Annotated in this window: 13 protein-coding genes; 12 read left to right on the top strand and 1 reads right to left on the bottom strand. The window is 71.4% G+C overall.

What is annotated here, in order from left to right:
• The first annotated feature begins 452 nt into the window (after nucleotides 1–452).
• From melC1 to ACTWOL_RS12425, 5 genes are all read left to right on the top strand, one after another.
• Nucleotides 453–908 (top strand): apotyrosinase chaperone MelC1, encoded by a 456-nt coding sequence (gene melC1 / locus ACTWOL_RS12445; RefSeq protein WP_474296724.1) that lies wholly within the window; start codon nucleotides 453–455, stop codon nucleotides 906–908.
• A 38-nt stretch (nucleotides 909–946) separates the two neighbouring features.
• Nucleotides 947–1,765, top strand: a complete 819-nt coding sequence (gene melC2 / locus ACTWOL_RS12440) for a tyrosinase MelC2 (protein ID WP_474296723.1) — start codon at nucleotides 947–949, stop codon at nucleotides 1,763–1,765.
• Between the two features lie 208 nt (nucleotides 1,766–1,973).
• Nucleotides 1,974–2,333: a histidine triad nucleotide-binding protein gene (locus ACTWOL_RS12435; RefSeq protein WP_474296722.1), complete on the top strand. Its 360-nt coding sequence runs from the start codon at nucleotides 1,974–1,976 to the stop codon at nucleotides 2,331–2,333.
• Between the two features lie 108 nt (nucleotides 2,334–2,441).
• Nucleotides 2,442–3,350, top strand: a complete 909-nt coding sequence (locus tag ACTWOL_RS12430) for a ribonuclease Z (protein ID WP_474296721.1) — start codon at nucleotides 2,442–2,444, stop codon at nucleotides 3,348–3,350.
• A gap of 10 nt (nucleotides 3,351–3,360) precedes the next feature.
• Entirely contained in the window at nucleotides 3,361–4,362 is a 1,002-nt protein-coding gene (locus tag ACTWOL_RS12425; protein ID WP_474296720.1) for an adenosine deaminase, read from the top strand.
• Nucleotides 4,363–4,468: 106 nt separating this feature from the next.
• Here the strand turns inward: ACTWOL_RS12425 and ACTWOL_RS12420 are convergent, their stop codons facing one another.
• Nucleotides 4,469–5,803 (bottom strand): MFS transporter, encoded by a 1,335-nt coding sequence (locus ACTWOL_RS12420; RefSeq protein ID WP_474296719.1) that lies wholly within the window; start codon nucleotides 5,801–5,803, stop codon nucleotides 4,469–4,471.
• 279 nt (nucleotides 5,804–6,082) lie between these two features.
• Between ACTWOL_RS12420 and ACTWOL_RS12415 the strand changes: the two genes are divergently transcribed.
• From ACTWOL_RS12415 to ACTWOL_RS12385, 7 genes are all read left to right on the top strand, one after another.
• Entirely contained in the window at nucleotides 6,083–7,255 is a 1,173-nt protein-coding gene (locus tag ACTWOL_RS12415; protein WP_474296718.1) for a PfkB family carbohydrate kinase, read from the top strand.
• Nucleotides 7,256–7,362: 107 nt separating this feature from the next.
• Nucleotides 7,363–8,430 carry a PhoH family protein gene (locus ACTWOL_RS12410; RefSeq protein WP_474296717.1) on the top strand — a complete coding sequence of 356 codons (1,068 nt, stop codon included), beginning with the start codon at nucleotides 7,363–7,365 and terminating at the stop codon, nucleotides 8,428–8,430.
• Between the two features lie 12 nt (nucleotides 8,431–8,442).
• Nucleotides 8,443–8,940: an rRNA maturation RNase YbeY gene (ybeY, locus tag ACTWOL_RS12405; protein ID WP_474296715.1), complete on the top strand. Its 498-nt coding sequence runs from the start codon at nucleotides 8,443–8,445 to the stop codon at nucleotides 8,938–8,940.
• A gap of 70 nt (nucleotides 8,941–9,010) precedes the next feature.
• Nucleotides 9,011–10,279: a hemolysin family protein gene (locus ACTWOL_RS12400; protein ID WP_474296714.1), complete on the top strand. Its 1,269-nt coding sequence runs from the start codon at nucleotides 9,011–9,013 to the stop codon at nucleotides 10,277–10,279.
• A gap of 8 nt (nucleotides 10,280–10,287) precedes the next feature.
• Complete coding sequence (locus ACTWOL_RS12395; RefSeq protein WP_474296713.1) at nucleotides 10,288–10,641, top strand: MmcQ/YjbR family DNA-binding protein; 354 nt, start codon at nucleotides 10,288–10,290, stop codon at nucleotides 10,639–10,641.
• A gap of 127 nt (nucleotides 10,642–10,768) precedes the next feature.
• Nucleotides 10,769–11,122, top strand: coding sequence for a cytidine deaminase (locus ACTWOL_RS12390; RefSeq protein ID WP_474296712.1), 354 nt, complete (start codon nucleotides 10,769–10,771; stop codon nucleotides 11,120–11,122).
• Entirely contained in the window at nucleotides 11,122–11,499 is a 378-nt protein-coding gene (locus ACTWOL_RS12385) for a hypothetical protein (protein WP_474296711.1), read from the top strand. Before ACTWOL_RS12390 ends, ACTWOL_RS12385 begins: the two co-directional genes overlap by 1 nt.
• Nucleotides 11,500–11,505 lie beyond the last annotated feature (6 nt).

Raw genomic sequence — 11,505 nt, 5'->3', positions numbered from 1 at the left:
TTCACCGTATGCGGCGCCGGTGAAGGGGCGCGACGGATTTCGTCTGCCGGTGCGGGACAAGCCGCCCACGACAGGCGGTTGCCAAAACTACGGCGCCTACCCCGTGTGGCGGGCAAAGCCCCTGCGATCCCGCCGAGTTGTGGGGGTCCGCACGACCGCACTCCGGCGTCGGCGGTCGAAGGATTTGTGGGAGCAAGCGGCGAAGCGGGCCGAGTTTCCCTTCGGCACGGCCTCTTCAGGGGTGCGCAATGGAGATCATCCGCCGTTGAAAGGTGCACTTTCCCTTTGCGGTTGTCTTGTTCATGACCATGTCCGGTCATGCCTCTCTTCTCGCCCGTTCGCCACTGCCAACATGTGGGGCCACTGGGCGCGTTCGTCGTCCCATCACTCGGAGAAACGTTCCCGCTGTGGGCCCTCCATGACCTGCGGCGGATCGACGAGAGGAGCAGACCGTGCAACGTCCCACCCGTCGGGACCTCGTACGAGGAGCCGCACTGGCATTCGCCGGAGCCGCGCTCGCCGGCCCGGCCGCCGTCGCCGACGCCCTACGGCCCGACACACCCCAGGGCCCGGGCGGCCACGGCGGCACGAAGGCCCACGCGGCCGCTGCCCGCGCGGCCGACGTACCGGAACCCTTCGACGAGATGTACCTCGGGCGGCACATAGAGGGATGGCCCGCCGAAGAGGGCGACGGCGGACACCACCACGGCCGGCAGGCCCAGGCACCCCAGGACCCCGTCGAGTACGTCGTCCGCGTCGACGACGACGAACTGCACGTGATGCGGAACGCGGACGGCACGTGGATCAGCGTCGTCAACCACTACGAGACGCACCGCACGCCCCGCGACGCGGCCCGCGCCGCCGTACGGGAACTGCACGGCTCCTCACTCGTGCCCCTCACCGTCTGACATCGCCTCGAGACCCCCCACGGAAAAGGATCGTCGCCATGGCAGACCGCAAGAACCAGGCAGACCTGTCCGCCACCGAGAAGCGCGACTTCGTCGACGCCGTCCTCGAACTCAAGCGGCAGGGCCGCTACGACGAGTTCATCACCACCCACAACGCCTTCATCATGAGTGACACCGACAACGGCGAGCGGACCGGGCACCGCTCACCGTCGTTCCTCCCCTGGCACCGGCGGTTCCTGCTGCAGTTCGAGCAGGCACTGCAGAGCGTCAACCCCTCGGTCATGCTTCCCTATTGGGACTGGACGGCCGACCGCTCGCCCCGCAGCTCCCTGTGGGCCGACGACTTCCTCGGCGGTGACGGCCGCAGCGGGGACGGCAGGGTCACCTCCGGCCCGTTCGCCTTCGGGAGCGGCAACTGGCCCATGAACATACGCGTCGACGGAAGGACCTTCCTGCGGCGCGCCCTGGGCGCCGGCGTCCGTGAACTGCCCACCCGGGCGGAGGTCGACGGCGTCCTCGCCCTCGCCACCTACGACGCCTCGCCCTGGAACAGCGGATCCAGCGGCTTCCGCAACCAGGTCGAAGGCTGGCGCGGCCCGAACCTCCACAACCGGGTCCATGTCTGGGTCGGCGGCCAGATGATCACCGGAGCCTCGCCGAACGACCCCGTCTTCTGGCTCCACCACTGCTTCATCGACAAACTGTGGGCCGACTGGCAGCGCCTGCACCCGTCCTCCGGCTATGTGCCGGTCTCCGCCCCGCGGAATGTCATCGGCCTCCGCGACACCATGAAGCCGTGGAACGACGTCACGCCCGAGGACATGCTCGACCACACGAAGTTCTACACGTACCGCTGAACCCCGGCCGGCCCCGGCCCGGAACGCAGCCCGGGCCGCCTCCCCGCCCCGCACCCCGGCGCCGCCGCAGCACACGCGGCGGCGCCGGGGTGCGGCGGAGCGGCCGGTGCGGGACGGCAGTGCACGGCGCGCCCGCCCGGACCCGGTGACCGCGCTCGGCGATAGCATGCGCACATACTGATCACCGGAGTCGTGAAGGGGCCGGACCATGGCGGGAGAACCGCAAGCCGACTGCCTGTTCTGCAAGATCGTCTCTGGGGAGGTGCCCGCCACCATCGTCCATGAGACCGAGACGACCGTCGCCTTCCGGGACATCAATCCGCAGGCGCCCACCCATGTGCTCGTCATCCCGCGGGTGCACTACCGGGACGCCGCGTCGCTGGCCGCCGCGGAGCCCGCCGTCGCCGCCGACATACTGCGCGTGGCGGCCGAGGTCGCGGCCGCCGACAAGGTCGACGAGAGCGGCTTCCGCATCGTCTTCAACACCGGATCGGGCGCCGGACAGACCGTCTTCCACACCCACGCCCACGTCCTCGGCGGCCGCGGCCTCAACTGGCCTCCCGGATAACCGGACAAGCCTCCTCCGCCCGGCCCGCCGGACGACCGCCCCGCCCGGCAGCGGACGGCGCCGGCGCGCCCCGGCGCCGCGGCGGTCCCTCACCCCGGAAAGTCACCCATGTCCGTACGCGAACTGGTCGTGCTCGGCACCGCCAGCCAGGTCCCCACCCGGCACCGCAACCACAACGGCTATCTGCTGCGCTGGGACGGCGAGGGCATCCTCTTCGACCCGGGTGAGGGCACCCAGCGGCAGATGCTGCGGGCCGGTGTCGCCGCACACGACATCAACCGGATCTGCGTCACGCACTTCCACGGCGACCACTCCCTCGGCCTCGCGGGCGTGATCCAGCGCATCAACCTCGACCAGGTCCCGCACCCCGTCACCGCGCACTATCCGGCGAGCGGGCAGCGCTTCTTCGAACGGCTCCGGTACGCGACCGCCTACCGCGAGTCCGTCAGGCTCACCGAACACCCCGTCGCCGACGACGGCGTACTCGCGACCACACCCGCCTACACCCTCGAAGCCCGCAAGCTCTCGCACCCGGTGGAGTCCTTCGGTTACCGGCTCACCGAACCGGACGGCCGCCGCATCCTCCCCGAACGCCTCGCCGCACACGGCATCAAGGGCCCCGACGTGGGCCGCATCCAGCGCGAGGGGGCCCTCGGCGGCGTCACCCTCGAGGACGTCAGCGAGATACGCAGGGGACAGCGCTTCGCCTTCGTCATGGACACCCGCCTCTGCGAGGGGGCCTACGAACTCGCCGACGGCTGCGACATGCTCGTCATCGAGTCGACCTTCCTCGACGAGGACCGCCGACTCGCCGACGACCACGGCCACCTCACCGCGGGGCAGGCCGCCGGCGTGGCACGTGACGCGGGCGTCCGGCACCTCGTGCTGACGCACTTCTCCCAGCGCTACAGCGAACCCGAGGAGTTCGAGCGGCAGGCCCGAGCGGCCGGTTTCGACGGCGAACTCTCCGTGGCCCAGGACCTCGTCCGTGTCCCCGTACCCAAACGCGCACCCTGAGCGAGCACCGATGTCACCACTGCCCAAGGCCGAACTCCACCTCCACATCGAGGGCACCCTCGAACCCGAACTCGCCTTCACCCTCGCCGAACGCAACGGGGTCGAGCTCCCCTACACAGGGACCGAAGACCTGCGCAAGGCGTACCTCTTCACCGATCTGCAGTCCTTCCTCGACCTCTACTACGGCCTCATGGCGGTGCTGCGCACCGCGGAGGACTTCACCGAACTGGCCGACGCCTACCTCGCCCGGGCCGCCGCGCAGGGCGTGCGGCACGCCGAGATCTTCTTCGACCCCCAGGCACACACGGCCCGCGGGGTCCCCGTCGGCACCGTGATCGAGGGGCTGGCCCACGCGCTCGACCGCGCTGAGGAGCGGCACGGCGTCTCCACCCAGCTGATCATGTGTTTCCTGCGCGACCAGCCCGCCGAGTCCGCGATGACCACCCTCGACGCCGCGAAGCCCTACCTCCACCACATCAGCGGAGTCGGCCTGGACTCGGCGGAGGCCGGTCACCCGCCCGCCGAGTTCCGCGAGGTCTACGCCGCCGCCGAGTCCCTCGGGCTGCGCAAGGTCGCCCACGCCGGCGAGGAGGGACCGCCCGCGTACATCGAGGAGGCCCTCGACGTCCTGGGCGTCGAGCGCATCGACCACGGGCTGCGCGCCATGGAGGACCCGCGGCTGGTGGAGCGGCTGGTACGGCAGCGGATCCCGCTCACCCTGTGCCCGCTGTCGAACGTCCGGCTGCGCGCCGTCGACACCCTCGAGGACCACCCGCTGCGCGCGATGATGGACGCGGGTCTCTTCGTGACCGTCAACTCCGACGACCCCGCCTACTTCGGCGGCTACATCGGCGACACCTTCCACGCGGTCCGCGAGGCGCTGGGCCTGGACCGGGAGCAGATGCGGCAACTGGCGAGGAACTCCTTCGAGGCCGCGTTCCTCGACCATGACGAGGAACGGCGCCGCAGGTATCTCGCCGCGGTCGACGCGTACGAGTTCAACGGCTCCTAGTGCTGTGGCCGACCGGGCGTGAGCCCGGGGCTCCCCTCCGGGCCCCGGGCTCACCACCGGCAGGCGACCGGCCCGCGGCCGGTACGGTTCCCGCCGGCGCGTGCGGTCAGGACGCGAGGACCTTCGTCGTCCGGTCGCGTACGAGCATGCGGCGCCGGCCCCGAACCGGGGGCGCGATCTCGGTGACCGTCTGCTCGGGGGCGCCGACCTGCGGGACGCGTGCGCCCGAGGGTGCGGCGCCGGCGACGACGGCGGCCGGTGTCCCGCCGCGGCGGCGGACGGCGCCCGGGACCAGCGGGCGGCCCGAGGTGTGCAGTGCCACGGCGGTCATGGGGACCGCCATGATCAGCAGCATCGCGCAGAGCACCAGGCCCATCACCGGATACCCGGCGTTCTCCGACAGCAGACTGCCGGTCATCGGGCCGCAGGCCACGCCCAGCGAGGACGCGGAGCCCACGAACACCGCCCATCGGCCGCGCGGGTCGAGCGAGGCGGCGAGGCCGAGCAGATACGACAGGACCACCGGGTAGAAGAGGTTCCAGAGGACCTCGCCCGCGGCGAAGTCCACCAGGCCCCGCGCCGACGAACTGACCACGATGCAGCAGCCGATCAGTGCCGTGCCGGCCCCGATCGGTGCCGCCCGGCCCAGCCGCGAGCCCAGTGCCCCGGCACCGATGACGCCGACGAGCCCCGCACCCAGGCCCACCGCGAAGACCATCCCCACGGTGATCTCGCTCAGCCCGGCCTGGGTGGTGCCGATCCGGCCGCTGACGCCCCACAGGGCGTTCTGGGCCATGGACCAGCAGAGCATCGCGCCCGCCAGCACCGCACCGGACCGGCGGCGCGGCAGCGGCGCCCGGGAAGTGAACGGGACCGTGGTGGAGCCCCCCGACGCCACCACGGCCCCGGCCCCCGTCAGCCGCCCGGTCGCCGGCCACACCAGCACCGCTGCCAGGGCCAGCGCCGCGAAGGGCACCGCATGACCGCCCCCGAGCCGCGGGATGGTGAGGTACAGCGCCCCCGCGGCCGCCGACACCGCCAGCAGCCCGAGCGAGGAGGCCCGGTGCGGGTCGCGCTGCGCCGCGATGCCTGCGGCGGCGACCGCGGTCGCCGTGCCCGAGCCGAGACCGCCGACCGCCGCACCCGCGACCACGAGCGGCACATGCGACGTGAGCGCCGCGGCCCCGTAGCCGCCGCATGCCAGCAGCAGCCCCAGCCGTGCCGGCCTGCGCCGGCCGTACCGCTCGACCCGCGACGCCAGGACGAAACCGGCGACGGCCGAGTGGAGCAGCAGGGTGGATCCGACGAGGCCGGCCTCGGCGGAGGTGAGTCCGAGTCCGGCTGAGAGACGTCCGACGACGGTCGGCAGGAGGTACGCGGCGAGGTAGCCGGCAGCGAAGACGGCAACCAGGGGCCACGCGGCACGCGGGCGCGAAGACATGGGCGTTCCCGGGAAAAGGGCAGGGCGAAGCGGGGGGGCAAAGAGGGGAGGGGCGCCCGGTGTTGCACAGGAACGCGGGGCAATTTGTATCAAGCGTGCCCGGGGTCCGAGAAGGTGAGATGGTGTGAACCAGGACACATTCCGTTTGTGTGCGGGCTTCGGGGGTAAGAGGGCGCGACTTCCGGTGGGGCGGTGAGGTCCGGCAGGGCTCCGGATCCGGCACACTGGCCAGATCCCGTACCGCCCCGCACCGCCGTGCACCGCACCCCGGGAGGCGCTGTGATCACGCCCGACGGAGACTTGCAACACGCCGCCGTCGCAAGCCCGTTGGGCGAGCGCGCCGACCCGCTCGGGGCGCTGCGCGCGGACGGCGATCCCGGGTGCGACGTCTTTCTCACCGGCACGGTCTTCCTCGACATCGTCTTCACCGGCCTCGACAGCGCTCCCGTCCGCGGCACCGAGTCCTGGGCCCGCGGTATGGGCTCCAGCCCCGGCGGCGTGGCCAATATGGCCACCGCTCTCGCCCGCCTCGGCCTGCGGACCTCGCTCGCCGCGGCCTTCGGCGACGATCACTACGGCGACTACTGCTGGGACGCGCTCGAACAGGGTGAGGGCATCGACCTGTCGATGTCGCGCACCATCCCGGGCTGGCACTCCCCGGTCACCGTCTCCATGGCGTACGAGGGCGAGCGGACGATGGTCTCGCACGGCCACGAGGCCCCGCCGCCCGACGCCACCGGGGGCGGCGGCGAGGACGGGGTCCCCCCGGCGCACTCGGTCCCGCCCCGGGCCCGGGCCGCCGTCGCCTCCCTCGTCCCCGGTCGCCGGGAGGGCTGGATCGCCCAGGCCGCGGCGCGCGGCGCCCGGATCTTCGCGGACGTCGGCTGGGACGACACCGGCCGCTGGGACCTGGACGCCCTGCCCGGCCTGGAGCTGTGCGAGGCGTTCCTGCCCAACGCGGAGGAGGCGATGCGCTACACCCGAACCGACTGCCCGCGCGCGGCGGCCCGTGCGCTGGCAGAGAGGGTGCCGGTCGCCGTCGTCACACTCGGAGCGGACGGCGCGGTCGCCGTCGACGGTGCCTCGGGCGAGGTCGCGGAGGTCCCGGCGATCGATGTGGAGGCGCTGGACCCGACCGGCGCGGGCGACGTCTTCATGGCGGGATTCGTCACCGGCACGCTCGCGGGCTGGCCCCTCGCCGACCGCCTCGCCTTCGCCGGGCTGACGGCGGCGCTGTCGGTGCAGGAGTTCGGCGGGTCACTCTCCGCACCCGGTTGGTCGGAGGTGGCGGCCTGGTGGCAGCGCGTACGGGAATACGCCGACCAGGACCCGGAAGCGCTGGCGCGCTACGCCTTCCTGGGCCGGCTGCTGGACGTGCTGCTGCCGGGGGCCAGCCGCCCCTGGCCGCTGGCGAGAGCGGTTCCCACGATCGGCTTCCGCCGTTCCGCTTGAAAAACGCTTCGGCACTGTCGGCGCGGGGTCGTACGCTTGTATCCCAGAGGTTGTCGAGCAGCGAGAACCCTGCAACGGGAGGTATGTGCAGGCCACAGAGCCGGCCCATGACTCAGACACCCACAGCCAAGAACACTCCCGGGCGGCCCGAGACCGCCGGGGGGACCCCCGCGCCGGGGCAGGCACGAGCCCAGTTCACCGTCCCCGCCAAGCATCCGATGGTGACCGTTCTCGGCTCGGGTGACGCCCTGCTGCGCGTGATCGAGAGGGCCTTCCCCGCGGCCGACATCCATGTCCGGGGCAATGAGGTGAGCGCGGTCGGCGAGGAGCGGGAAGTCGCCCTCATCCAGCGCCTGTTCGACGAGATGATGCTGGTGCTCCGCACCGGACAGCCGATGACGGAGGACGCAGTGGAACGCTCGATCGCCATGCTCAGGGCGAGCGAGAACGGCAACGGACCGGACGAGACCCCGGCCGAAGTCCTCACCCAGAACATCCTCTCCAGTCGCGGTCGCACCATCCGTCCCAAGACCCTCAACCAGAAGCGTTACGTCGACGCCATCGACAAGCACACGGTCGTCTTCGGCATCGGCCCCGCCGGTACCGGCAAGACGTATCTGGCCATGGCCAAGGCGGTCCAGGCCCTGCAGTCGAAGCAGGTCAACCGGATCATCCTGACCCGGCCCGCGGTCGAGGCGGGCGAGCGGCTCGGCTTCCTGCCCGGCACGCTCTACGAGAAGATCGACCCGTATCTGCGGCCGCTCTACGACGCCCTGCACGACATGATCGACCCCGACTCGATCCCGCGTCTGATGGCCGCGGGCACGATCGAGGTCGCACCGCTGGCATACATGCGTGGCCGTACGCTCAATGACGCGTTCATCATCCTTGACGAGGCACAGAACACCAATCCGGAACAGATGAAGATGTTCCTGACGCGTCTGGGCTTCGATTCCAAGATCGTCATCACGGGTGACATCACCCAGGTCGACCTGCCCGGCGGGACCAAGAGCGGTCTGCGCCAGGTCCGGGAGATCCTGGACGGGGTCCCCGATGTGCACTTCTCCATGCTGACGTCGCAGGATGTCGTCCGGCACAAGCTCGTCGGCCGTATCGTCGACGCGTACGAGCTGTACGACAGCCGAAACGGCACCCACGGCACCCACGGGAAGTGAACCGTCAGCACCATGTCGATCGACGTCAACAACGAGTCCGGCACAGAGGTCGAGGAACAGGCGATCCTCGACATCGCCCGCTACGCGCTCGCGCGGATGCGGATCCACCCGCTCTCCGAGCTCTCGGTGATCGTCGTGGACGCCGACGCCATGGAGCAGCTCCACATCCAGTGGATGGATTTGCCGGGCCCGACCGATGTCATGTCCTTCCCCATGGACGAGCTGCGTCCGCCGGTCAAGGACTCCGAGGAGCCCCCGCAGGGGCTCCTCGGCGACATCGTGCTCTGCCCGGAGGTCGCCCGCAGACAGGGCGAGGAGGCACCCACCCAGCACTCCATGGACGAGGAGCTCCAGCTCCTCACCGTCCACGGGGTGCTGCATCTCCTCGGCTACGACCACGAGGAGCCCGACGAGCGCGCCGAGATGTTCGGTCTGCAGGCGGCGATCGTCGACGGCTGGCGCGCCGGGAAGGGCCTGACGGGCCCGTCGCCGGCACCGACCGTCTCATGAGACCTGGCCAGGCCGCCGGCGCCGTCCGCACCACGGGCGACGCCGCTCTCCGTACGAATGTGATCGCCCCATGAGCGCCCAGCTGATCGCCGGAGCGGTCCTGCTCGTCGTCGTCGCCTGGCTCGCCGCCTGCGCCGAGGCGGGCATCGCCCGTGTCTCGGCCTTCCGCGCCGAGGAGGCGCTGCGCGGGGGCCGTCGCGGCGCCCAGCGGCTCGTCGAGGTGGCCTCCGACCCGACCCGCTATCTCAACGTGGCGCTGCTGGTGCGCGTCGCCTGCGAGATGGCCGCCGGGGCCCTGGTCACCTACGCCTGTCTGCAGGAGTTCTCCCAGACCTGGGAGGCGCTGGTCGTCGCCATCGGTGTGATGGTCCTCGTCTCCTATGTCGCGGTCGGTGTCTCCCCGCGCACCATCGGCCGCCAGCACCCGCTGAACACGGCGACCGCCGCCGCGTACGTACTCCTGCCGCTCGCCCGCATCATGGGCCCGATCCCGCAGCTGCTGATCCTCATCGGAAACGCGCTCACCCCCGGAAAGGGCTTCCGTAAGGGCCCGTTCGCCAGCGAGGCGGAGCTGCGTGCCATGGTCGACCTCGCCGAGCAGGAGTCGCTGATCGAGGCCGAGGAACGCAAGATGGTGCACTCCGTCTTCGAACTCGGCGACACCCTCGTGCGGGAGGTCATGGTCCCGCGTACCGACCTGATCTGTATCGAGCGCTACAAGACCATCCGCCAGGCGCTGACCCTCGCCCTGCGCTCCGGTTTCTCCCGTATCCCCGTGACCGGCGAGAACGAGGACGACATCGTCGGGATCGTCTACCTCAAGGACCTCGTCCGCAAGACGCACATCAGCCGTGACGCGGAGGCCGAGCTGGTCTCCACGGCGATGCGCCCCGCCGCGTTCGTGCCCGACACCAAGAACGCCGGCGATCTGCTGCGGGAGATGCAGCAGGAGCGCAACCACGTCGCCGTCGTGATCGACGAGTACGGCGGCACGGCGGGCATCGTCACCATCGAGGACATCCTCGAGGAGATCGTCGGCGAGATCACCGACGAATACGACCGCGAGCTGCCGCCGGTCGAGGAGCTCGGCGACTCGCGCTACCGGGTCACCGCCCGCCTCGACATCGGCGACCTCGGCGAGCTGTTCGGGCTCGACGAGTTCGACGACGAGGATGTCGAGACGGTCGGCGGACTCCTCGCGAAATCGCTCGGACGGGTCCCGATCGCCGGGGCGACCGCGGTGGTGGACCTCCCGGACGGGCGTGCTCTGCGGATGACGGCCGAGTCGCCCGCCGGACGCCGGAACAAGATCGTCACCGTGCTGGTGGAGCCCCAGTGAGCGACCGGATGAGCGCGAGGCAGCTCAAGGCCTTCTGCCTGGAACAGAACGCCGCGGTGGAGGAGTTCCCCTTCACCCCCGAGGTGTCCGTCTTCAAGGTCGCCGGGAAGATGTTCGCGCTCACCGACCTCGGATCCGCTCCGCTCAAGGTGTCGCTCAAGTGCGATCCCGACGACGCGGTGCGCCTGCGCGCCGAGCACCCGGCGATCGTGCCCGGCTGGCACCTCAACAAGCGCCACTGGAACACGGTCACGGTGGACGAGCTCCCGGCCCGCATGGTCCGGGAGCTCATCGAGGACTCGTACGACCTGGTCGTCGCGACCCTCCCCAAGGCCGAGCGGCACCGGCTCGACCGGCCCTGACCCCGTCAGGGAGTGTCTGCGCGGGCCACGACCCCGCCATGTCCCGGCACGGTCGCAGGTCGCAGGTCACAGGTCACAGGGTGAGCGTGCACGGCCCCGCGCGGGGGCTTGCACTTATGCTCGGCGCATGACTGAGAGCACCGAACCCGGCCCCGAGGACCGCAAGATCATCACGCTGGCGCGCAGCGCCCGTGCCCGCAACGGCGTGCCGGAGGGCGCGGCGGTGAGGGACGAGACCGGGCGTACGTATGTCGCGGGCACCGTGGCGCTCGAGTCGCTGCGGCTGAGCGCCCTGCAGACCGCGGTCGCGATGGCCGTGGCGAGCGGTGCGAAGTCCCTCGAGGCGGCGGCCGTCGTCGCCGACACGGACGCGGTCGCCGACGCGGACCGCGCCGCCGTGCGCGACCTGGGCGGCGCGCAGACGCCGGTGCTGCTGGCGGGACCGGACGGACAGCTCCGGCTGACCGTGACGGCGGGCTGATGGCGGCCCGGGCGCCCCGCGCCCTCTGGGCCCGCGTCGCCCTGGCGGTCGCGCTCGTCGGCATCGTCGTCAACCTGATCGACTGGGCCGTGGACGGCAGGCTGGTCCCCGCCGACGCGTTCCCGCTCTTCCTGGCGGCGGCCGCCGTCGGGGAGCTGACCACCGGCCGCCGCCGGGACGTACTGCACGGGGCGGCGACCGTGATCCTCGTGATGGCCGGACTCGCCGCGGGCATTCCGGCGGCCGCGGATCTCCTCCGTGGCGACCCCGTCGACTGGCTGGACCTGACGATCGGCGTGCTCGTCCTGCTCTGGGCGCTGACGGGCGGGGCGGCCCTCGTCGCCCGACTGCGCAGCCGCGGCTCCGCCCCGGCCTGACCGGCA

Source organism: Micromonospora sp. IBHARD003 (assembly GCF_056106285.1).
The sequence above is the reverse complement of the archived record's forward strand: the minus strand, read 5'-3'. Positions and strand labels throughout refer to the sequence as shown.